A 23,747-nucleotide genomic window follows, 5' to 3' on the forward strand; every position below is an offset into this window, starting at 1 on the left:
TGCTCCCGATACTGAGGAAATACAAGGACATCATTGTGCTTGTTATCGTTGCCGCTCACAGCATCACAGTGCTTCATTTGATACCATGACACAAAAAACCAGTGAGCCGATCGTGAACTTACTCAACCCCAAAGCCCTACGTCATTTTTTACTGCTACTGTGTGCCGTTGGCATTTCAGGGCTTGCGCTTACTCATCATTACGCAACTCAATACCAACATGATCAATGGCAACAAAAGCTAGAGAGACAAGCCGCGCAAGTGTCACAAGAAGTGGACTACGAACTGGCAAAGTTTGAACAGATACCAAACCTATTAAGTCACGACCCAAGACTACTCAAAGCAGTAGAGCGCGGAACGCCCTCTCAAGAGCTCAACCTATTGTTAGCAGATTGGTTGAAGCAAAGCTTGGCCGATACGATTTACGTTCATGACCGTACCGGGTTAGTCATAGCCTCAAGTAACTTTCAGCAAGAAGATACGTTTGTTGGCTCTAGCTTTAGCTATCGCCCCTATTTTAAAAATGCGCGACGCGGTGAGCCCGCTCAATACGTTGGATTAGGCGTACGCTCGAATAAACGTGGGTACTTCTTCTCATCTCCGCTGTGGGTAAATGAGGAAGTCGTTGGCGTGATCACAGTAAAAGTGAATTTGGAGCAATTAGAACAGCGCCTTTCGCAAACCACGACTGACGTACTCATTACAGATAAACACAATGTCGTGTTTATGAGCAATTTACCAGACTGGCGCTATCGTGCACTTTTCCCACTGTCATCGAGTGCAATAAATGAACTTACCGAAACGCGTCAATATGGCGATACCTTACCCGAATATTTTGGTGAGTTAACGGCACACAGTGGTGTCACAGAGTTTGATGACAATCAATTACTTCTATCACCGAATTACCTCGCATACGCAACACACTTATTGGATAAAGGGTTTCGCGTCGTTGCCTTAATTAACCACAACAGCGTTCTTGCCGCCGTTTTACAGGCCGATATCGTCTTCCTGATCTTATATGCGCTCATTGCTCTAATTGCGTTAGCGTGGTTCCAAACCCTAGTTAACAAAGCACGCCTTGCCCATCTCAATGTGAGCCTAGAAGAAAAAGTAGTGCAACGGACACTAGTTCTGAGTGAAGCCAACCAAAAACTACAACAGACCATCCGCCAATATGAGCAAAGCCAACAAGAGCTTAAACAAACACAACAAGAACTGACGCAAGCCGCAAAATTGGCATTGTTGGGCGAGCTATCAGCCAGTATTAATCATGAGATAAATCAGCCACTTTCCGCACTAAGAACCTATACCGAAAACTCGCAGCGTTTGTTGGCAATGGAAAAATACCCAATGGTCGCTGACAATTTGGGCAAAATGCTGACACTCAATGACACCATTTCGGAAGTCATTGCCCGCTTAAAAGTCTTTACTCGGAAAGCCACGCACGATTCACACAATGAAATCTCAGTACTGCACGACGCGGTACATACTGCCACCAGCATTTTGAGCAACAAGCTTATTAAGCAAGGAGTAACACTAAAAGTTCCGGCCATCGACTATGATGTGAAGCTGGCCATTCACAGCGTTGAATTAGAACAAGTGCTGATAAACCTCTTCCACAACGCCGCACAAGCGATGGAAAACCACTGTATCGATCCGCAAATATCCATTGCTGTTCAGTGTCATGATGACAGTTGCGACATTCTTGTTTCCGATAACGGACCAGGGATGTCAGACGAAGCCCTAGCAAAAGTGTTCGACCCATTTTTTACGACTAAGCCGGAGGGTCTTGGATTAGGTTTAACAATCTCCAAGCGGATTATAGAGAGCTATCACGGCTCCCTCTGTGCCTATAAACATCAGAACACAGAACAACAAGCAGGAGGGATGACCTTTATCGTGACGCTACCAATAGTCAATCAGAATAAACGTACCCCAGAAGTGGAAAACGACCATGAATAACCCAGTTTTCTTTGTTGATGACGAACCACACATTCGTGATGCCGTGTCTCAAGCCCTGCTGATTGAAGGGATAGACGTCACCTGCTTACCAAACGCAGTAGAAGCCTTACGCGTAATCGACTCAAATACACCTGCGATTATCATCACCGATATCCATATGCCCGTGATGGATGGCTTGGAGTTTATGCGAACTTTGCGAAGCAAAAACGATCACTTTCAATTCATCGTACTTACTGGACATGGAGATGTGAAAACCGCGGTAGATGCGATGAAAAGCGGCGCGTACGACTTTCTAGAAAAACCGTTTTCAACGGAACAGCTCATGAAATCGCTCAACAATGCCAGCGATAAACTGAACTTGTTGCAAGAAAACATCTGGCTTAAGAAAGAGCTCGACATGCAAACTCATGTTGGTCCGAAAATGATTGGTCACAGTAAGGCCATGGTGAGCATTCGTCGCGCCTTGATCAGTGCGCCCACAAGCCAGCCGCTCATTTTTGTAGGTCAAGATGGTACGGGTCGGCGACTCGCTGCACAATTTGCCCACGACATACATGCAACACCGGATAGTGAGCTAATCGCCGCTTCTGGTGAAGACCTGTATGAGCTTTCATTAGAAGCGCTCGACAAAGCCATACACCGCTTAAGTGAAGGAAAACGCCACTGCAGTTTGTACTTACATAGCGCAGAGCATGTATCATTTGAACAATGGGAATACTTGTTCAAGCACCCGAAACTTGAACGTGTTTTTGGCGCGACCACCCAAGCCGAGCCACCTCTAAAATCCCTGGCGACTCTAATTCACTTACCGACGCTCGATGAAAGAAAGGAAGATATAGGGCCTTTATACAAGCACTTTGTGCGCCACACAGCGAGTCGATATCAGTTACAGCCGCCACATATCAGCCTAGAAGAGGTCAAACACCTCACCAGTCTCGAATGGCCAGAAAACGTTAAGCAGCTACGCCAATTTGCTGAACTTCGTGCCCTCAAGCCAGATACTTTTAGAATGGAAGATTGGAATAGTGAGAAAAGTCTTGAAATTCAGAGTATGACTCAGCGCACAGAATACTTTGAATATTGCTTGTTATTCGATGCATTGCAAAGACATCGCGGCAGACTCAAAGAGGTTCAACTAGAATTACAGGTATCACGCAAAACCTTGTACGACAAACTAAAAAAACATCAGTTGGATAAAGCCAAGTTCAAGGCGTAATAGCTATACTCCGGCGCTAATTATGCTTTTGTTTGATTTAGAAAGTGTAAGAAAGCTCATTTGAAGAGAGAATAACCCTCTTCTCATATTTTATTAGCCGAGCATGCTGACATGATCGGTTAATAATAATAAGATCAAAAAGATAATCCGTAATTATATAAGCAGGGACTGTGATGAGCCGAGATAACTACAACAAACTCAACGATGAAGAGTTGGATTTTGTTGATGACAAAACTGCAGCATTGCTCCTCAATACCCCCAACAGCGCGCGTTTTATGCTCTGGGTTATGGTTCTATTTTTCATTGCAGCAATAGGTTGGGCATCTTGGGCTGAAATCGACAAAGTCACGGTTGGTCAAGGCAAAGTGATTCCCTCCTCACAGATACAAGTAGTCCAAAACTTAGAAGGTGGCTTAGTCAAAGAAATCTTGGTCAAAGAAGGTCAGTTGGTTGAAAAAGGCCAACAGTTACTGCTTATCGACGACACCCGCTTTCGCTCAGATTTTCGTGAACGTGAGCAACAAGTTGCCAACCTTACCGCATCTGTGCTGCAACTATCCGCTTCTATTAACAGTGTTGCCGTTAATCGTGATTTTGAAACGGAAAACTGGCGTCAAAGTGTACTACTTGATTACGGTAAACTGACCTTCCCACCAACCTTGGAAGAGACTCGACCTCAACTCACACAGCGTCAAAAAGCAGAATATCGCGAAGATCTAGATAATTTACGCAACCAACTTTCTGTTATTGACCAACAAGTGCAGCAAAAGCAGCAGGACTTGGTAGAGATCCAAGCACGAGTAAGGAACTTGCGTCAAAGCTACCAATACGCGAAAAAAGAACTCGATATCACCAAACCTTTGGCAGACGAGGGCGTTGTTCCTCGTATTGAACTGCTCAAATTACAGCGCCAAGTCAACGATACCCGTCGTGAAATGACGTCCAGTGAGCTCAAGATTCCCGTATTGCAATCAGCGATTCGAGAATCCATGCTCAACCGTATTGATGTTGCACTCAAATTCCGCTCTGAACAGCAAGAGAAACTCAACAGCGCCCAAGACCAGTTATCTGCTTTGGTTGAATCAGCGGTGGGCTTGGAAGATAGAGTAAACCGAACGGTTGTGAATTCGCCAGTAACAGGCAAAATCAAAACACTGAACATCAATACTGTCGGTGGTGTTATCCAACCTGGTATGGATATCGTCGAGATCGTACCAACAGAAGACACACTATTGGTAGAGGCGAAAATTGCGCCAAAAGACATCGCATTTTTACGCCCAGATCTTCATGCTATCGTGAAATTTACAGCTTACGACTTCACAAAGTACGGCGGTTTAGAGGGAGAGTTGGAACATATCAGCGCGGATACCACTCAAGATGAAGAAGGCAACAGCTTCTACATTGTTCGTGTACGCACCGAAAAAACAAACTTTGGTCAAGATGCAGATTTACCAATCATTCCAGGAATGACAGCATCGGTCGATATCATCACAGGGAAGCGAACCGTTTTGGAATATCTACTTAAACCGATTTTAAGTGCCAAAACGAACGCCTTGAAGGAGTAAACCACATTAAGATACTCGCGATAGGGAGTATTGAGCGATAAGCGATTAAATAAAAAGCACTTATTTCTCACTGACGAACTCTCTAGAAGAGTATACTTGTGATACGAGTCGAATATGCGATCCAATTTGCAGCGTAAAGTTACATTATTAATCAGCTTAAGTTGTTTGTCGTTCCAACTTGGTGCGCTGAACAGTAAAGAACAACGATGGGTCAATACGGTCACAGCGGTGTACGGCGAACGTGCGGGATTGCGCGTAAATACATGGCGAAAGAACCTCGACTTATTTAAACAATTAGAGACTCATGAACAGCTCGCTGGCGTTAACGACTTTTTTAATCAGCTGTATTTCGTTGACGACATAAAACTGTGGGGAAAGACAGATTATTGGGCTACGCCACTCGAATTTTTAGGGAGTAACGCAGGAGACTGTGAAGATTTCACTATTGCTAAGTACTTCTCTTTACTCGAGCTAGGAATACCAGATTCAAAGATGCGGTTAATATACGTAAAAGCCATCGAACTGAATCAGTTTCACATGGTATTAGCTTACTACCCTACCCCAAGTTCTGAGCCGCTCATTCTCGATAATATCAATCCTGACATTGTCCGAGCCTCTAAGCGTAGCGACTTGCTACCGATATACAGTTTTAATGGTACAAACCTGTGGTTGATGAAGTCATCTGCTAGCACTGGAGAGCTGGCAGGGAAAGCATCACGGTTGAGCCTTTGGAATGACTTACGCTCGCGCGAACGTAAGTTGCAGTTAAATAAACCTAAAATTAACTATGACGAGTGAGAAACATGACCCTATATAAGAAGCTTGTGGTGGGGATGGTTACGGTCTTTATACTCTTGTTGGCATCAGTATTCGTAATCCAATTCAACACGACTCGAGACAGCTTGGAGCAACAGCAACGTTCAGAGGTCAACAACACTATTAACACCGTAGGTTTGGCATTGGCTCCTTACCTAAAGGACAAAGATAAAGTCGCGGTTGAGTCCGTGATTAATGCTCTGTTTGACGGCAGCACCTACTCCGTTGTTCGTCTTACAGCATTAGATTCTGACTACCAGATCGTGCGTACTTACCCAGTTAAACCAAGTACGGTGCCACAATGGTTTATCGACATGAATCTATTTAAAGCGATTCACGATAAGCGTGTTGTGACCAGTGGTTGGATGCAGCTCGCCGAAGTAGAAATCATTAGCCACCCAGGCGCAGCTTACGAGCAGCTCTGGCAAGGTTTTATTGGCTTGCTGTCTGTATTCAGTGTCATTTTTCTAGCTGGTTTAGTGGCAATTTCATACATCCTACGTCGCTCGCTAAAACCATTAACGGCCATCGTGAATAAAATGCATGAAATCGCGAATAACCAATTTGGTGAACCGCTTGCTCGTCCAAGAACCAAAGATCTTATCGCGGTGGTAGATGGCATTAACATGATGTCTGCTCAAATCGAGCTATCATTCAAAGAGCAAGCCAAAGAGGCGCAACGTCTGCGTGCTCAAGCTTACCTCGATCCTATATCTAAATTGGGTAACCGCTCATTCTACATCAACCAAATTGACCAATGGCTTGCAGAGCAAACGCAAGGGGGTATCGCGCTACTCCATGCTGAATACATTGGGGACATTTACGAGACCAAAGATTACCAACGCGCAGATGCCCACGTTAAAGAACTGTCTCAACGTTTGAAAAACACCATTGATGTACCGGGTGCCACTATTGCTCGCTTGTCTAGTGATGAGTTCGGCTTGCTTTTCCCTCATATGGATGAGAGCGAGTTACGCATTTTATCGGACAGCATCGTCAATTGTGTGAACGGCCTAAATACTGACCCAACAGGCTTAGCAAAACCTAAAGCGTCACTAGGGGTTGCACACAGCAAAGATCAGAAAACGCGCTCTGAAATCCTCTCGATGGTGGACAACGCACTATCGAAAGCCAAAGCGCAACCAGACAAGCCATACGGCTTCATTGGCAGTGATACACCTTCTAGTTTGATGGGTAAACAGCAATGGAAAGCGTTGGTTGAAGAAGCCATTCATAGTGATTGGGTTAAATTCCGTTTCCAAGCTGCGAAAAACACATGGGGTAAAGTATTCCACAACGAAGTATTTTCAAGCATCGAAAAAGATGGTGAAACGTATCGTGCGAATCAATACCTATTCGCACTAGAACAGTTAGACGCCACCAACATCTTTGACCAGTATGTCATTGAATCAATGATTAAGATGCTAGAAAATGGTGAACTTAATGACCCAGTCGCGATTAACATCGCGCAAAGCAGCTTGTCTCAACCATCGTTTATTCGCTGGACAACGAGCATGCTAGAGAAACACGCCAAAGTGGCCTCTAAGCTACATTTTGAAATTCCAGAGGAATGCTTTATCGATCAGCCTCACCACACAGCACTGTTATGTAATGCCATTCGCCAATCAGGTGCTGAGTTCGGCGTAGATAACTACGGACGTAACTTCCAATCTTTGGAATACATCCAAGAGTTCCGCCCGAACTATGTGAAGCTCGATTACCTATTCACACACAACTTGCACGACGAAAAACAGAAATTCACGCTAACGTCGATCTCTCGTACTGCCCACAACCTTGGTATTACGACTATCGCATCGCGTATCGAAACTCAAATCCAGTTGGATTTCCTCACTGAACATTTTGTTGAGGTATTCCAAGGATTCATCGTCGACAAGGAATAAAAAGGTTTATCAACGATGAAAGACCCTTTACTGAATTCGCTCATCTACGTTAGCCGTTACTATGGGTTAGCTAACTCGCCAGAAGCGCTAGTCAACGGACTACCGCTATCTGACGGTAAACTGACCCCATTTTTGCTACCAAGAGCAGCGGAAAGGGCCGGATTGGTTGCCAAGGAAAACCGCGCAGAGCTGGAGAGCATCTCCAGCCTAATTCTGCCGGCAATCTTAGTTCTTAAAGGCGGTGACTCTTGCGTTCTCAACAGCATCAATATGGAGAAACGCGAGGCCGAAGTCACCACCCTAGAAAGTGGAATGGTGCCGATCTCTATTCCATTAGAAGACCTACTTGAGCAATACACTGGTCGGTACTTTTTAGTTAAAAAGCAATTCCGTTTCGATGAGCGCTCTCCCGAAGTGCTCAAAACCAACGAAGGCCACTGGTTCTGGTCCACCTTGTGGCAGTCAAAACGCATCTACCGTGATGTTTTAATCGCATCACTTCTCATCAACCTCTTTGCGGTTGCCGCTCCGCTATTCACTCGCTTGGTGTACGACAAAGTGGTTCCGAATCTTGCGTTTGAAACCCTATGGGTACTAGCAAGCGGCATCTTTGTCGTGTTCCTGTTCGACTTCATTCTCAAGTCGCTGAGAAATTACTTCATTGATGTGGCGGGCAAGAAGTCTGACATTCTGATTTCATCCAAACTGTTCAGCAAAGTGATGGGGATTAGAATGGAATCAAAGCCGCCTTCGGTCGGTGCCTTCGCTCGCCATTTACAAGAATTCGAATCTATTCGAGAGTTTTTTACTTCAGCGACCGTCAGTGCTCTCATTGATTTGCCTTTTGCCATTTTGTTCTTAGTGATTATATGGCTAATGGCTGGCGATCTTGTGTATGTACCGATGGTGGGCGTGGTCATTTTGATTATTCACTCGCTACTGATACAAGGGCCGCTGCGCCGCTCCATTGAGGAGGGTTCACGCCTAGCATCGCAAAAATATGCCAATTTGATAGAGAGCTTGGCTGGGTTAGAAACCGTAAAAATGCTCAGTGCGCAAAGCCAATTCCAATACCGCTGGGAAGAGGCAGTTGCGCACATGGCGAACTGGAATATAAAAAGCCGCCGAATTACGGATAGCATTCAAAACGCGGCAGGTTTTGTCCAGCAAAGTAGTAACGTAGGGATGATCATCCTAGGCGTTTACTTAATTGCAGAAGGCGACTTAACCATGGGTGGTTTGATTGCCGCAACCATGCTTAGCGGCCGCGCGATTGGTCCTTTGGTTCAGTTATCCTTACTCTCTACGCGCTACAACCAAGCGAAGTCTTCTATGACAATTATCAATCAAGTCATGGAAATGCCGGATGAACAAGAAGAAGGTAAACGTTACATTCACCGCCCAATAGTACAAGGCAAAATTGAACTTGAACGCGTGACCTTCCACTACCCAGATTCACCGGTGGCGTCGATTCGAGATTTGAGCTTGACCATTAACCCAGGCGAAAAAGTAGCGATCATAGGCCGTATCGGTTCGGGTAAAACCACGTTAGAACGTCTCATCATGGGCTTGTATCAGCCGACGGAAGGTCATGTTCGCATTGATGATACCGACATCGCACAACTGCATCATGTCGACATTCGCCGTAATATTGGTTGTGTGCCGCAAGATTCGAATCTGTTCTTTGGTTCTATCCGCGACAACATTACGCTAGGTCGCCCATTAACCGATGACCGTGACGTACTAGACGCAGCGAATCGTGCCGGTGTTACTGCGTTTACGCAATCTGACCCAGCGGGCTTAGAACGCCAAGTTGGTGAAGGTGGAGCAATGCTTTCGGGTGGTCAACGTCAAGCAGTCACGATCGCTCGTGCATTTTTGGGTCGTCCTCCTGTTCTACTCATGGATGAACCAACCAGTGCGATGGATAATCGCTCAGAGATGCACATTAAACATCAATTAGCACAGTTGAAACCTAGTGAAACGCTGATTCTGATTACGCATAAAACGTCTATGCTCGACATCGTTGATCGCGTAATTGTGATGGAGAAAGGCAGCATCATCGCAGATGGCCCTAAAGCGCAAGTGCTGAACGATTTGAAACAAGGCAAAGTGCGTGCGGTTAGCTAGCCTGAATTCACATTGATAAAAGCAAAGGCCCCGTTTAACTTGTGTTTAACGGGGCTTATTTTATTGGGAGCCCGAGATAATTAAGTTCTTCAAGCGCGACCCAAACGAGTACAAGGCCAACAATCACGAATAAAATCATAATCGCCTTTTCATCTTCTTCCATTTTTCAACGCCCTAAAAGCTATTTCAATTAATACACCTTAGGTTATCAGGACAAAAGTCATATTCAGCTCGTTTATGAGTAACTAGCGTCATAGAATGTCGGATATGGGATACAGCTCAAAGATTGCTCTCTTCAAAATCACGTCAGCTTTGATTGAATATAAGTAATGAAGCCAAAAAGTTCGTAATGCTCACTAAGTCTTTGATTAACTTATACAGTACTCTGTGGTACCTCAACACAGAGACAAATGGTGTAAAGAAAAATTGTGATTACTTACAGCAAAAAATCAGCTATAAAAGCCGCTTTCTAGATATCGTCGAGATGAAGAAATGAATGATTGGATCCAATTAGAGCAAGTGAGCCAGTATTTCACTACGGGCTCCCTCGGTTACAAACTATTGATGGGCATTTTTGTCCTGATCGCGTATCGCATCCTGAAGAGGATTGTAAATAGAGCCATCCTAAATTTGGCAACAACGAAAGGTGTAAAAAAGGCTCGTTTGAGTTTTATTCAGCGCTGTTTCAATGTCGCGCTGCTATTTTTGACCGCCTCTATTTTTGCCATTATCACAGGTATTGGCTATGGTGATGTGTCTTTGTTCCTATCGTCCATTTTTGCCGTATTAGGTGTGGCATTTATTGCGCAGTGGTCAATTCTGAGCAACATCACTGCCAGCTTTTTGATCTTTTTTGTCTTCCCGTACCGAGTGGGTGACCGAATTAAAGTCGTAGACAAAGATGAAGACATCTGCGGTGAGATTCAAGAAATCAGCATGTTTCACGTGTTAATTAAGCACGACAACGGTAACTTAATCACTTACCCAAACAACCAGATTTTGCAAAAAGCAGTGCTAAAGCTGGCAAAAAACAAGCCAGAGCCAAGTAAAGCAAAATCTCGGATTTATACTCGCAGAAAGAAATAACCCACTAAAAAGCCGATGTATCTACATCGGCTTTTTAGTATCACTTGGTGGTCACAAATAACCCAAAGTTAATGGCGAAAAACAGTGAAGAGACAAAATGTATAAGCTGAAGGTCACCACTGTATTCTTTCATGATAAAAGCATGACACATCGCCGAAACCAAAAGCGCCACTTCAACCAAAGGAAGCTTCTTATTTACGAACCTTAAATAAATACAAAAAATAGAGATGGTGCAAGCAAAGAAAAAATCGTCACTAGTTCCATCTTCCTTAAAATACAAGGACATGGTTTTAGTTAAGCTTATATTTTTAGCTTCATTATGAGCCACCCACTAATATTTAGCGAGATAAGGGCATAAAAGAGGTAAAAAACAAGACTGACCGAAACAAAAAGTAGTGCATGCACTTTTTCTTCTAAGCTCTCTGGATGAACATTCATATCCACATCAAACACACCCGCTATAAAGTGTGCAAATACCGTGGAAGAGGCTGTAGAAAGGCATCCTACCATAATGATAATAATCCCTCGCCTTAAGAAACGATGAAATGTACTTTTCCCGCCTTGGATCAGGTCTGAGTTTACATATTTTAATCTATTTTTCCGCCTATTACTCATCACTAGTATCGGTACCTTTATCATTGTTTCCAAGAGAGTTTTCTACATCTTTAAGATCTTCCTTTAACGCTTTTATACACGATATTCATCGTCGTTGCATTCACTGTAGTTATGCCGTCGACTTACCCTATAAGAAAGCTCTTTAGATACCAATTCGTACTTTATCTATCTCAAATCTCTTCTTGACCTCAACTTAGCTTGAGGTTTTAGCCTTAGTCGCACGATTAAAAATCAACAATGAAAAAAGGAACCATTGTGTCCAAAATTGCGATTATTTATTTCTCTAAAACCGACGTTACTGGTCAGCTTGCTCGCGCGATTGCCGCAGGTGTTGAACAACAAGGCATTAAACAGCAAGATGAATGTGAAATCCTCTCTCACCGAATTGAAGGCAGTGAGATTATTGAGGGACGTTTTGTGAACCCTAAACTAATGGATGAACTTGCTGAGTGTGATGCGATTATCTTTGGCTCACCGACCTATATGGGCGGTGTAGCAGCGCAGTTTAAAGCATTTGCAGATGCAAGCAGTGAATCTTGGTATTACCAAAAATGGGCGAGCAAAATCGCGGCTGGCTTTACCAGTGGTGGGGCAATGAATGGCGACCAATCTTGCACATTACAATATCTACAAACGCTCGCTAACCAACACGGCATGATGTGGGTCGGGTTGGATAAGATCAGCAATTCTGGGGAGCAAAACCTGAATCGTTATGGTGTACAAGGTGGTATTGTTGCACAAGGTGGTGAAGGTGGTCAGTTGCATGCTTCTGATGTTGCAACAGCGGAGTATCTTGGCAAACGAGTCGCTATGCTCGTGAACAAGCTCTCCACTCGCTAACAATAAAAAGAAGCCCCGTAAGATACATCTTCGGGGCTTCATATTTATCGCTTGTTTTGAGCGCTACTTCTTGATGTAGAGGTCTTTCGAGTAGATACGACCTTCTACGTTGTTCTTGGCAAAACCGCCAACCGTAGGACGAACCAAACGCGCTTGCATGTAGTAGTAAATCGGTGCGATTGGCGTATCCGCCGCCAACAATTGCTCGGCTTGATCATAGAAACCTTGGCGCGCTTTCTCATTGGTTGCGGCCAATGCACTGTTCATCGCGTTGTCGTACGCTTCACTGCTGTAACGTGCAAAGTTACCCGAGGAACCTGAGCGAAGTAAGCTCAGGAAAGTAGACGCTTCATTGTAATCACCACACCAGGAAGCGCGCATCACATCGAAATTGCCTTGTTTACGCGCCACTAAGTATGACTTCCACTCTTGGTTTTCTAACTCCACGTTTGCACCGAGATTTTTTTGTAGCATCGACGCTATCGCAACCGCGATCGATTTGTTTGCCTCACTGGTGTTGTACAACAATTTAAAATCGAGCGGCTTGTCTTGGCTGTAACCCGCTTCTTTTAACAACTGACGCGCTTTCTCGTCACGTTGTTGCTGACTCCACTTACTGTATTCAGGCGGCGTCGCATCAAACCCTGCGGTGTACTGATGCGCAAAAGTATAAGCAGGAAGGTTGCCCACTTGCGTGACACCATTCGTAATCACATCGCGCATGATGGAGTACGACACCGCTTGACGCACTCGCACATCATCAAATGGCGGACGAGTGGTATTGAACGCGTAGTAATACGTGCACAATAATGGCACCACCGTGTAAGCCTGCTTGTAATCTTGTTTAAGCTTCTGCGCCATATGAGTCGGCACATCTGACGTGATATCCAGCTCTCCTGCCGCATAACGATTGATCGACGCGTTTTGGTTTTCAAACGGAATATAAGTCACTCTGTTTAGATGCGTATCTGCGCTGTCCCAGTAACTTGGACTCTTAACCAGTTCAATGCGCTCATTCACGACCCACTTATCCAATGTGAATGCACCGTTGCTAACAAATTGGTCTGGATCGCTCCACGGCTTGTCGCGGTTTTCCACTGTCGCTTGATGCACTGGCATCATGGACGTGTGCCCAGTCATAGCAACAAAGTACGGCACTTGACTGTCCAACTCAAAACGTAGGGTGTATTTATCCACTGCCTTGATACCGAGATCGTCCAAAGGCTTTTTGCCCTCTGCTACATCGGCGATGTTTTTGATCTTGGTGAGTTTGAGATACCAAACATTTGGAGAAGCGGTCTTCGGGTCCACCGCTCGGCGCAGTGAATAGACAAAATCATCCGCTGTCACAGGCTCGCCATTCGACCATTTCGCGTCTTTGCGCAAGTGAAAAGTAAAGGTTTGGTTATCCTTGGTTTCCCATGATTCTGCCACACCGGGAATAATGTTTCCGTCACGATCTTGAATCACAAGCCCTTCAAATAAGTCACGAATCACATGCATTTCTGGCAGACCTTCGGCTTTCGCTGGGTCAAGCGTCGCCGCCTCTGCGTCATTCGCACGTACTAAATGCTGTTCTGCGGCAAGTTGAATGCCTTTAGGTAAGGTCTCCGCAGCAACCGATGTAGCAAGAAAAGGGGTGAATAAAGAGGAAATCAGCAACGCCGTTGAATGTTTTTTAAAATCCATATCGTTTTTCGTTCTCCTAACGCGTCTTGTGAAGCAAGTGCCACAATTAACATTTCAACCGTTGACGAGTTTAAACGGTTCAGTTTAGCTAGGTGTAATTAGCTTAGATATTGATACTACTTCATCAATCAGGAGATTACGGTGAGTCTAATTCCAAGAACGGAAAGAGCGGCATTTTTAATTCGGCCAACATCATACGGTCAATCCGTGCTTGGTGCGCCATTACTGTATTTTCCGGCTCAAGTCGAAAGTGCTTCACGAGGTTTGATTTTGGCAGGCACTCACGGGGATGAGACAGCCTCGATTGCAGGTTTGTCCTGCGCGCTAAGAAGCTTGCCTGCTGAAAACTTACGACATGATGTGATTCTGTCAATGAATCCGGACGGCAACCAGCTAGGCACACGTGCAAATGCAAACCAAGTGGATCTCAATCGCGCGTTTCCAACCCCAAATTGGACAGAGCATGGCACCGTGTATCGATGGAGCTCTCACACACCCGTTCGAGACGTAAAGGTGAAAACAGGCTCTAAAAACCAGCTAGAGCCAGAAGTTGGCGCATTAATTAACTTGATTGAACTACGTAGGCCAAAGTTTGTGGTGTCATTTCATGAACCGCTTGCTTTTGTGGATGATCCCAAACATTCCGACCTTGCCAAATGGCTCCACGAGCAGTTCCAACTGCCAATCGTTGACGATGTCGACTACGAAACACCCGGCTCATTCGGCACTTGGTGTAGTGAACGTGATTTACCTTGCATCACGTTGGAATTGCCCGCGATTTCTGCCGATCTCACCATTGAAAAACATCTCTCTGCTTTTATTGCTTTGCTGAGGCACGATCCGGATCTCTAGTCCGCTGTTAAACAAGCGATCATGTGAGGATCTGTTTGATGTCGGTACTGATATCGCTGATCAACTGACGGGCACTGTCGTCTCTTTGCTGAACCAAGATGATAAACAGCAAATCGGTGATCACGTTTTGCGCGGTACGCGAAGCAATGGATGAGCTGCGATGTTCCGTTTCATTGGCAATCGTATCAAACGTAATATCGGCAATACCGCGCAAGCGACTTCTTCCAGGCGCAGATAACGCAATCACCTTCGCGCCCTGCTCTTTTGCCGCTTCTGCCGCGACGAGAATTTCTTTGCGCTCACCCGAAAACGAGATTGCGATCTGAACATCTTCTGGAGAGAGCGTGCGGGCAACAGCAATCTGCACGTGGCTGTCTTGTTCAGAAAGCGCCGTAATACCAAGTTTAAGCAGTTTAAAGCTTAAATCCTTCGCGGTCAGTGCAGAGCCCCCAATCCCGACCACTTGCACTCGACGCGCTTCACTCAACCATTTCACCGCTTGGTGACACGCTTCGTAAGACAGCGTATTGGTGGTTTGAAACATAGCATCTGTTTTTGCTTTCACCAGTTTCTGTGAAATAACCGCGATGGGATCATCTGCCAAAATATCACTGTGCAACGGTGTCGACCCCATCGCATGCTTACGGCCAATCTCTTCATTCAGAGCTAACTTAAACTCGCTGTAACCTTTAAAGCCGATACGCTGAGTAAATTTCACAATGCTCGATTGACTCACTTTTACTTGCGCCGCAAGTTCTTGGCTGGTGAGCAGCGCCGCCTTTTCTGCGTTTTCAACAATCCAATCGCCAACCAAACGACCGCTTTGCGAAAGCTGAGTACGCCTCGCGACTATCCTATTGATAACTGACACAACAAAAACCTCAAAAACTTTAAATAAATTATTCCAAAACAGAAATAATAGGCGTTTGATTTAACCCCCTGATTATTCTAACCAAGACAGTTAATCCCGGATGTAATAGACGTATATTTTCTCTCATTATTCCAAATTTCTCCTGCATAAAGAATAACCTCAAGTGTGATTTTTATCACCAAACCTGAATATTTTATTCCATAAAATCGCCCTCAGATTGAACATTACGAAGAGTGCAAAACATGAAAATTGATTTAAGCAGATTGGTGACAGAAAGCCGTAACCCTGCCAGTGCCGAGATCGATACGCTTTCGACCATCGAGATGCTGCAAGTCATTAATGAAGAGGATCAAAAAGTCCCGCTCGCGGTAAAAGCGGTGCTACCACAAATTGCAGAGACAGTTGACGCAATTACCCAAGCTTTTGCAAATGGTGGCCGTTTAATTTACATGGGAGCTGGTACGTCAGGTCGCTTAGGCATTCTTGATGCGAGCGAGTGTCCTCCTACCTACGGCACGCACCCAGATATGGTGATTGGCTTAATTGCTGGTGGACATCAGGCGATTTTGAAAGCGGTAGAAAACGCAGAAGACAACGCGAAAATGGGCCAAGACGACTTAAAAGCACTTCACCTCTCCAAGAATGACGTGGTTGTAGGCATCGCTGCAAGTGGCCGTACACCTTATGTGCTAGGTGGTTTGGAGTACGCTAAATCCATCGGAGCCACGACCGCATCTATCGCTTGTAATCCAGAATGTACCATGGCAGAAGCGGCCGACATCGCGATTCTGCCGATAGTTGGCGCAGAGGTTGTCACTGGATCTTCTCGCATGAAATCCGGCACCGCACAAAAACTGGTGCTAAACATGCTCACGACAGGTGCAATGATTCGTAGCGGTAAGGTATTTGGTAACTTAATGGTGGATGTAGAGGCCACCAACGCCAAGCTCATCCAACGCCAAACTAACATTGTTGTAGAAGCAACTGGCGCATCAAAAGAAGAAGCAGAGCGAGCATTAAATGCCTGCGATCGCCACTGCAAAACTGCCATCTTAATGATTTTGGCCGATTTGGATGCCGAACAAGCCAAATCACGCCTCGCCGCGCACAACGGCTTTATTCGCGCAGCACTAAATAATAACTAAATAATCCGAGTTCTGAAGGATAGACCCTATGGCAAAAATAACTTCAAACACAGTATCGCAGTTGCTGTCCGCAGTGGGTGGCAGTAGCAACGTAAGCAAATGTGGTAACTGTATGACGCGTTTGCGTTTATCGCTCGCCAACAATGGCTTGGCTGATCAATCAGTTATCAAGCAAATTCCCGGCGTAATGGGTGTGGTGGAAAGCGATGAGCAGTTTCAGATCATTCTCGGTCCCGGAAAAGCTCAACAAGCGGCTGAGATGATGAATCAATTGATCGACAGCTTAACCTCTGGTGACAGTGAAGAAGCAGATATGCCGCAACAAGATCTTTCTGCCGTCGCAGCCGAGCAGAAAAAGCAGATGAAGAGCAAACAAACCAGTGCGGTTCAGCGTTTTTTAAGCAAGTTTGCCACTATCTTTACGCCGTTGATCCCTGGTTTTATTGCCGCTGGTTTGTTGCTAGGTTTTGCGACGTTATTGGAACAAATGTTTGTTCTCGACCAGACACCAAGCCAGTTTATGTTGGATTTGATCGCCTACATGAAAGTCTTTGGTAAGGGTCTGTTTGCTTTCCTAAGTATTCTGATTGGTTACAACGCGCAGCAAGCGTTTGGCGGCTCTGGTGTTAATGGTGCCATTCTCGCCTCTTTGTTTGTGCTGGGTTACAACCCAGAGGCGACATCCGGTATTTACTCTGGCATGAACGAGTTTTTCGGCTTTGCGATTGATCCGCGCGGCAACATTATCGGCGTACTTTTGGCGGCGATCATCGGTGCGCAAGTCGAGCGTAAGGTTCGTCAATACATGCCAGATGATCTGGACATGATCTTAACGTCCGTTATCACTCTGTTGATCATGGGTGCGGTAACCTTCTTGATCATCATGCCAATCGGCGGCGAGCTGTTTAAAGGGATGTCTTGGTTGTTCCTCAACTTGAACGATAACCCATTAGGCGCTGCAATCTTGGCAGGTTTGTTCTTAATTTCTGTGGTATTTGGCATCCACCAGGGTTTTGTTCCTGTGTATTTCGCATTGATGGAAGCACAGGGTTTTAACTCGCTGTTTCCTATCCTGGCGATGGCTGGTGGCGGTCAGGTTGGCGCGTCAATGGCGCTATATTTCAAAGCAAAAAAAGACGCTCTACTGCGCACTCAAGTTAAAGGCGCTATTATTCCGGGCCTTCTAGGCATTGGCGAACCATTGATTTACGGCGTGACATTACCACGCGTAAAACCATTTGTTACCGCTTGTATTGGTGGTGCTGCGGGCGGCTTCTTTATCGGTTTAGTTTCTTACCTTGGCTTACCAGTTGGTCTTAATACGGTGTTTGGCCCGTCCGGTATCGTGGCGATTCCTCTCATGACATCTGAAAATGGCATCTTCCCGGGCATGATGGTGTTTGTTGCTGGCCTGCTTATCTCTTACATCGTCGGCTTCCTCGCGACTTACTTCTTTGGCTGCAAAGACGTCGATTTAAGCTAAATCATTCTTCCCCTATAGGAATGGACTAGCTCGCGCCCTTGGCAAACAAGGGCGCACCCTCTCTCTACTCCACGACAGTTTTTCTTATTCCGTTACTCGGAAGGGGCTTTGTCGTACCTAAAACAATAGAAATGAAAGGTCGTTAATCATGAAAAAGCACATTTTGACTCTACTTCTCCCTACATTGATGGCATCAAACGCAATGGCAGCGCAGCTGTATCAAGCGGAAGATGGGTCAGTTTTAAATATTTACTCTCGTCTTGGTTTCAATGTCACCAGTAAAAATGACGAGCACGGCGATGCAAATGGCGAGTTTGATGGCCGTATTGGTTTAAACGGTTCACAAATCATCAACGAGTACGCGTCGATCATCGGCCAAGCGCAATACCAAGTGGGTGCAGCTGAATACGCAAACCAAGTAAACGACAAACCGTCTCTGACCGCACGTTATGTATGGGCGGGGATTGATGCGAAAGATTATGGTCGTATTACTGGTGGTCGCGTGGCATCTGGATTGATTATGTTTACCGACATTGGTGATGTGTTCGCCTCTTCCGATGTTTCTATGGCGCGCCAAGCGAATAAAGTCGACAAAACCGCGACGCAAGTTTTCCGTCAAGATGGCACGCTGCAATATCAAAACAGCCTAGGTAATGTCGATTTTTCTGTCGCGTACATTTTAGGAAACAACACTTCTGAGCTCGACTACGGTTACAACGCTGCACTGCGTTATACGCTAGACATGGGGAATTTGGGTACCTTGGCACCAGTGATAGCGATGCAGAAGAATAAAGGTGATGCACGTGAAAGCAACGACACCGATTACACATTCTGGGGCGCAGGTACGCGTTACTACCTAGGTGATTTGATGTTGGGTGCGTTGTACTCGGAAGATGAACTAGAGGGCTATTACTCACAAACCAGTACCGACAAAGTGATGGAACTAACGGCGGTTTACAGTGTAAATGACAAATGGGTACTGCGTGCTGGTTATCGTTCTTTAGAAAACAGTGATGGTGACGAGCTAGAGCTGAAAGATACAACGCTAGAAGTGCAATACAAACTGACGCCTCGTTCTTCTATCTACACAAACTACGTTGATCGTAACGGCTCGCGTGGCTACAGCAATGGACAAGAAGTCTCGTTTGGCGGTGCGCACGCAGACGAAAGCTACTACCACTTAGGTCTACGTTACGAGCTGTAAGCACGATACCTAATGTAAGTTAGCTGAATCCATGAGCTTCTTCTATGTCCGGTCAGTAGTTATTGCCTTTAATGCTGATTTGAAGAAGCTCACCCTCGCAATATGTTTTCTTCGTTACCTGTTTTGATCAACACGCCTGCATCAGGAAAGCTGGTGACTGTAGCTAACAATTTTCCATCGACAAAGTGCAATGCCGCATAATCGTGAATGCCATAACAAGTGATGCTCGGTTGAGAACGAGCAAAGGCTTGGAAAACCTCGAACTTCTCACCTACATGAGAAAAATGCGCCGCAGCCAAACCGTCAATAAATCCAAGACAACGCATAACTTGGTATGCTTCGGGATCACTGTCTGTCACCGCAAACTCAAACCAACAAATTGCACCAGCGCTCATGCCAAAAATGATGATGCCTTGTTCATAACACTGCTTGAGTATTCTATCGATTCCCCATTCGCGCCAAATGGCCAACATCGAACGCGTATTACCGCCACCGACGTAAATGATGTCTTGTTCAAATAGCGTTTCTTTCCAACCAGCTTCAAACTTAAACAGCGGAAAATGGGTCACGTTTTCACTAAGCTTCGCATCGTAAAAACGTTCAATCACTTCATCGGCATCTCCCGTGGCTGTAGGTAGAAAACAAATGTTTGGATTCTCCTTACCAGACAAAGACAAAATGTATTGATCGAGCGGGCTCGGATTCTCTCCCATCATCCAGCCCCCACCGCCAATCGCAATACAGTGTTTTCGCATTCCTTTGCTTCCTCAATTGTTGCTAAGTTTGTTGTCGCTATTCGCCGACAGAATATATGTTCCTAAAGTGATCAATGAACGCTCGCGTTCTTCTTGGTAAGTGCTCACGTTTTGGGTAAAGCAGATAAAGCGGCAAAATCGCATCCGTTTGCCATTCTGGCAGCAAACTCACGAGTTGTTCTTTTTGTGCAGGGTCGAGTTTAGCCAGTGCAAATTCATCTAACATGGCTACACCACAGCCAGTCAAAGTAGCATCCAACATGGACTGGACAAGATTAAAACTCAGCGTACTTTCTAACTCAATGCTGCACTGCTGTTGAGTTTGCTTATGCGTAAACGTCCACTTGTCTAACACCAAGTCACGACTTTTATAAAGGATGTGCTCTAAGTCACCAAGCTCCTCTGGCGTACTTACATTTGGTTTATCAGCTAAATACGAGCGATGAGCGATCGGTTTACAGTGTAAAGTGCGTAGCTGATGGCCGACGTATCCCTCTGGGGGAGTATCGGTAAAGTAGAATGCGATATCAAACCCAGCCTCAATCAAGTCGAGAGGTGTCTCTGTGAAGATCACTTCAACACTCACTTGTGGATGTTGCAATCGAAACTCGATCAATGTTTGGCTGAGTAACGCAGCTCCGAAAGAAGCGGACGCCGCTATTCTCAATTTTCCCGATACGATCTCGTTTGCCATGACTTGCTCATTGATCTGCTCAGCGCCTTCGAGCAGTTGCTTTACCTGCTGATAAAACCGCAAACCATCGTAGGTCAAATTAAACTGGCGCGTAGTTCGCTGAATAAGCTGCACCGACAATATGTCTTCAAGCTGTTTAAGTTGCCGACTTACATGCGCATTCGAACAATTCAGTCGCTTTGCTGCACCAGCAATACTTCGTTCCTCACACAAAGCGACGTAAAGTGGTACGTAGCTGAGCCATTTTATTTCCATACAGTAATTCTGAATCTCTAAAATCAAACTACTGGAAATAATAGAAAGCCTCTAAACTCTGTACAACCTAAATTTGAAAGGATGAGTTATGAGTGTTTTCGACACGTGGTTAAAAGGTCAAGTCATTAAAGATCACATCACTAATCCCAATATCATCGTTGGCGATTACAGCTATTACTCGGGCTTCTATCATCAAAAAAGCTTCGAAGAGCAAGCGGTACGCTACTTGTTGGGTGACCCCGTCACACTTCAAGAATGGCAAAGTAGAGAACCCGATAGCATCGACAAATTAATCATTGGCAAGTTTTGTTCCATCGCTTCTGGAGCCACCTTCATGATGGCAGGAAACCAAGGTCATCGCATTGACTGGATTTCGACCTTCCCCTTCTCTCCTGAAGAATTTGGAGAAGGCGTACAAGACGGTTTCGAGCGTGCCGGAGATACAGTGGTGGGGAACGATGTTTGGATTGGCAGCGAGGCGATGATCATGCCCGGAGTAAACATCGGCGATGGAGCCGTCATCGGAACACGCACCGTAGTGACGAAAGACGTGCAACCTTATTCGGTAGTGGTTGGAAACAACCAAGTCGTACGTCAACGATTCAGCGATAAAGAGATTGAAACTCTACTCAATATCCAATGGTGGAACTGGCCAATAGAACACATTAAACAAGCAATGAAAGTAATGTGTAGCAGCCAAGTCGGTGCGCTTGCGGACTACTATCAAGAGCACATTGTCGATTTGTAGATAAACAAAAGCCCACACATCTTGTTGCGACGTGTGGGCTCAGTGAGTAAGAAAGCTTAAACCGCAGCGACGTCCTCTTCTTCCAAGTTCGCCGAGACTTTAATTTCGTATTGATTGAAACGGAACGAACAACCGCCATGAGTACGCTTTGTCGTTACTTGTTCGTCGCCAAACTGCACCGTCACGCGAGTGAAGACACGCTCTTTGGCTTCGACAATATTTTCTTCTAACGCGACTTCAAAGTCATGTTCCGTTTGTTCTAGCTTTTGCTTTATCGCTTCAAGCTGCTCGTTGTTTTGTGTTTTCATCACATCAATCTGAGCTTGTTCTTCGTCGGTACGTGCGGCTTTAGGACGTTTCTTAAATTCGAGCTCTTTACGAATCACATCCATCGTTCCTTCTTGAGCGCGTTTGTATTGATCTTTGAGCTCAGCTAATCGCTCCTTAAATGCAGAATAGTGCGCGAACGCTTCTACCTTAGTGGCGGTGTCGCCTTCTACGCCCAATTGTAAGCACACCACTTTGTCACCGACTTTTGCATCTCCGCCGCTGAGCGTGCCGTTCCTACCGTTCGCATCCAGCACCGTCAGATTGCGCCCACAAACAATATCGTTATTCATGCTGTGCACCGCCAATTCAATATCTTCTCCGGCTTGCAAATCACAATATTGGGCGTAGCTTGCGCGAATCGAACCTTTGGCTTTGACGTGACAACTCTTTGGCTGGCCATCACTCACGGTGTGGCCAATGATCCCTTTACCAACTTGAATGTCGTCTTGCGCTTGTACGTCAGCCGATTCAATGAAGCCGCCTACAGTAATAGAACCCGTCGCTTTAACAATCATGCCGGATTCAATGTTGCCACCGATAATCACATTCCCTTTGAATTTCACGTGACCTGTATTCACGCCAACGCTATTGAGACAGAGTGCGTTATCAACTTCAATGGTTTTGTCTTTAATTAGAGGCGTACCGGATACCGATGCAATCAATAGGTTTGGGTCGTGCTTGCTTATCTCGGTGCCCTTGCCTGGCTTCATTGGGCTGTCTTTTCCAGCTTGTGGAGGAATAACTCGCCCTTGAACAGTAAAACCTGGCGTACCTTTGGTCGCAGGCGTGCGGCGCATCACCTCATCGCCTACGTCAACCGCGATAGTTTCACCGAGGTTACGTAAATCAATTTTGTCGCTAGCAGATTGGCCGTCTTTGGGTTTGAGGATGCGTTTGGTGATGTCTTTAACAAGAGGAGTAAAAAGAGCGTCTTTGCCTTTGCTAGGTTGCTTACCAACCGCTACAGGTTGAGAAAAAGTTTCGCCAGGTTTGAGCTGAGTGCTGACAACCAACACTTTCTTCAAAGCCAGTTTGTTGATGCCTTTCGAAACTCGCGCTTGAGCAAGGGCTTGAACAATCTCGGGGCCACGTAAACCTCGGCCTCCGTACGCACCGACAACGTTCATACTGGCGAGCATGTCATTATTCGATAATTCGACCTCAACTTGCGCGTTGCGTTTTTCCGCAATGACGATGCCTTCGTAAGCTTCGGCTTTACGTTCTTTGGCGCAGTTAATGAATCTCACGACTTCCCCCTCAACAACAAACATCCTTTCAGCGTTCATTGCGACGAGCTGCTCGTTTAATTCATTTTGATTTAGCTCACCACCGAGGTCCACTTCTCCCGGAAGACGGGCTATCACCTTGGTCTTATCTTCAGATAACTCAAGACACAGCTTCCACATACCCTTACCACTTTGCTTCCCATCAACACTTTCAGTCTAACCAAATCCGTTTTCTGAACAAACCTCGCATTTCTTATTATAGGGCTCACGTCACTAAAGAAAGTAATCCATCAATAACGGTTAAACAGCATATTAAGAGAAAACTCGATTTAACCTAAAGCTCAATCAAAATACACGCTGAAACAA

General features: G+C 45.5%; 18 protein-coding genes. 13 read left to right on the top strand and 5 right to left on the bottom strand.

The genetic code is table 11. The features are described 5' to 3' along the window. Positions 1-85: 85 nt before the first annotated feature. The 8 genes from MTF70_RS05935 to MTF70_RS05970 all read left to right on the top strand — a co-directional run bounded on the left by MTF70_RS05935 (position 86) and on the right by MTF70_RS05970 (position 12,129). A complete protein-coding gene (locus MTF70_RS05935) occupies positions 86-1,960 on the top strand; it encodes an ATP-binding protein (protein ID WP_205461222.1) in 1,875 nt (624 codons plus the stop codon). Continuing rightward, positions 1,953-3,176, top strand: coding sequence for a response regulator (locus tag MTF70_RS05940; RefSeq protein WP_005383565.1), 1,224 nt, complete (start codon positions 1,953-1,955; stop codon positions 3,174-3,176). Before MTF70_RS05935 ends, MTF70_RS05940 begins: the two co-directional genes overlap by 8 nt. Positions 3,177-3,349: 173 nt before the next feature. After that, positions 3,350-4,741: an HlyD family type I secretion periplasmic adaptor subunit gene (locus MTF70_RS05945; protein ID WP_005374562.1), complete on the top strand. Its 1,392-nt coding sequence runs from the start codon at positions 3,350-3,352 to the stop codon at positions 4,739-4,741. Between the two features lie 114 nt (positions 4,742-4,855). Then, entirely contained in the window at positions 4,856-5,539 is a 684-nt protein-coding gene (locus MTF70_RS05950) for a transglutaminase-like cysteine peptidase (RefSeq protein WP_005374561.1), read from the top strand. Positions 5,540-5,544: 5 nt separating this feature from the next. Then, positions 5,545-7,458, top strand: coding sequence for an EAL domain-containing protein (locus MTF70_RS05955; protein WP_005374560.1), 1,914 nt, complete (start codon positions 5,545-5,547; stop codon positions 7,456-7,458). Positions 7,459-7,473: 15 nt separating this feature from the next. Beyond that, positions 7,474-9,588, top strand: a complete 2,115-nt coding sequence (locus tag MTF70_RS05960; protein WP_005374556.1) for a type I secretion system permease/ATPase — start codon at positions 7,474-7,476, stop codon at positions 9,586-9,588. Positions 9,589-10,080: 492 nt separating this feature from the next. Beyond that, the gene (locus tag MTF70_RS05965) at positions 10,081-10,674 is read left to right on the top strand and encodes a mechanosensitive ion channel family protein (RefSeq protein WP_017820061.1); all 594 of its coding nucleotides are present in this window, start codon (positions 10,081-10,083) and stop codon (positions 10,672-10,674) included. An 870-nt stretch (positions 10,675-11,544) separates the two neighbouring features. After that, positions 11,545-12,129, top strand: a complete 585-nt coding sequence (locus tag MTF70_RS05970; RefSeq protein WP_017821885.1) for a flavodoxin family protein — start codon at positions 11,545-11,547, stop codon at positions 12,127-12,129. Between the two features lie 63 nt (positions 12,130-12,192). Here the strand turns inward: MTF70_RS05970 and MTF70_RS05975 are convergent, their stop codons facing one another. Beyond that, positions 12,193-13,818 (bottom strand): ABC transporter substrate-binding protein, encoded by a 1,626-nt coding sequence (locus MTF70_RS05975; protein WP_205461221.1) that lies wholly within the window; start codon positions 13,816-13,818, stop codon positions 12,193-12,195. Between the two features lie 141 nt (positions 13,819-13,959). Between MTF70_RS05975 and mpaA the strand changes: the two genes are divergently transcribed. Then, the gene (gene mpaA / locus MTF70_RS05980; RefSeq protein ID WP_205461220.1) at positions 13,960-14,670 is read left to right on the top strand and encodes a murein tripeptide amidase MpaA; all 711 of its coding nucleotides are present in this window, start codon (positions 13,960-13,962) and stop codon (positions 14,668-14,670) included. 19 nt (positions 14,671-14,689) lie between these two features. On the opposite strand, the gene MTF70_RS05985 is transcribed toward mpaA, so the two are convergent. After that, positions 14,690-15,541, bottom strand: coding sequence for an SIS domain-containing protein (locus tag MTF70_RS05985; RefSeq protein ID WP_031778862.1), 852 nt, complete (start codon positions 15,539-15,541; stop codon positions 14,690-14,692). Positions 15,542-15,783: 242 nt separating this feature from the next. Here MTF70_RS05985 and murQ point away from each other — a divergent pair, with 242 nt between their 5' ends. From murQ to MTF70_RS06000, 3 genes are all read left to right on the top strand, one after another. Then, on the top strand, positions 15,784-16,686 hold the full coding sequence (gene murQ, locus MTF70_RS05990) for an N-acetylmuramic acid 6-phosphate etherase (protein ID WP_054865898.1): 903 nt from the start codon (positions 15,784-15,786) through the stop codon (positions 16,684-16,686). 28 nt (positions 16,687-16,714) lie between these two features. Further along, positions 16,715-18,169: a PTS N-acetylmuramic acid transporter subunit IIBC gene (gene murP / locus MTF70_RS05995; RefSeq protein ID WP_025500819.1), complete on the top strand. Its 1,455-nt coding sequence runs from the start codon at positions 16,715-16,717 to the stop codon at positions 18,167-18,169. Positions 18,170-18,317: 148 nt separating this feature from the next. Next, on the top strand, positions 18,318-19,373 hold the full coding sequence (locus MTF70_RS06000; protein WP_205461219.1) for a porin: 1,056 nt from the start codon (positions 18,318-18,320) through the stop codon (positions 19,371-19,373). An 89-nt stretch (positions 19,374-19,462) separates the two neighbouring features. Here the strand turns inward: MTF70_RS06000 and MTF70_RS06005 are convergent, their stop codons facing one another. Together MTF70_RS06005 and MTF70_RS06010 are read right to left on the bottom strand one after the other, a co-directional pair. After that, positions 19,463-20,128 (bottom strand): peptidase E, encoded by a 666-nt coding sequence (locus MTF70_RS06005; RefSeq protein WP_205461218.1) that lies wholly within the window; start codon positions 20,126-20,128, stop codon positions 19,463-19,465. 37 nt (positions 20,129-20,165) lie between these two features. Then, a complete protein-coding gene (locus MTF70_RS06010) occupies positions 20,166-21,077 on the bottom strand; it encodes a LysR family transcriptional regulator (RefSeq protein ID WP_015313728.1) in 912 nt (303 codons plus the stop codon). Between the two features lie 88 nt (positions 21,078-21,165). Here MTF70_RS06010 and catC point away from each other — a divergent pair, with 88 nt between their 5' ends. Then, the gene (gene catC, locus MTF70_RS06015; protein ID WP_205461217.1) at positions 21,166-21,825 is read left to right on the top strand and encodes a type C chloramphenicol O-acetyltransferase; all 660 of its coding nucleotides are present in this window, start codon (positions 21,166-21,168) and stop codon (positions 21,823-21,825) included. 56 nt (positions 21,826-21,881) lie between these two features. On the opposite strand, the gene MTF70_RS06020 is transcribed toward catC, so the two are convergent. Next, on the bottom strand, positions 21,882-23,561 hold the full coding sequence (locus MTF70_RS06020) for a FapA family protein (RefSeq protein ID WP_025768712.1): 1,680 nt from the start codon (positions 23,559-23,561) through the stop codon (positions 21,882-21,884). Between the last annotated feature and the right edge of the window lie 186 nt (positions 23,562-23,747).

It is taken from the genome of Vibrio sp. 2CM40D (genome assembly GCF_023161825.1).
In the GTDB taxonomy this organism is placed as follows: Bacteria; Pseudomonadota; Gammaproteobacteria; order Enterobacterales; family Vibrionaceae; genus Vibrio; species Vibrio alginolyticus.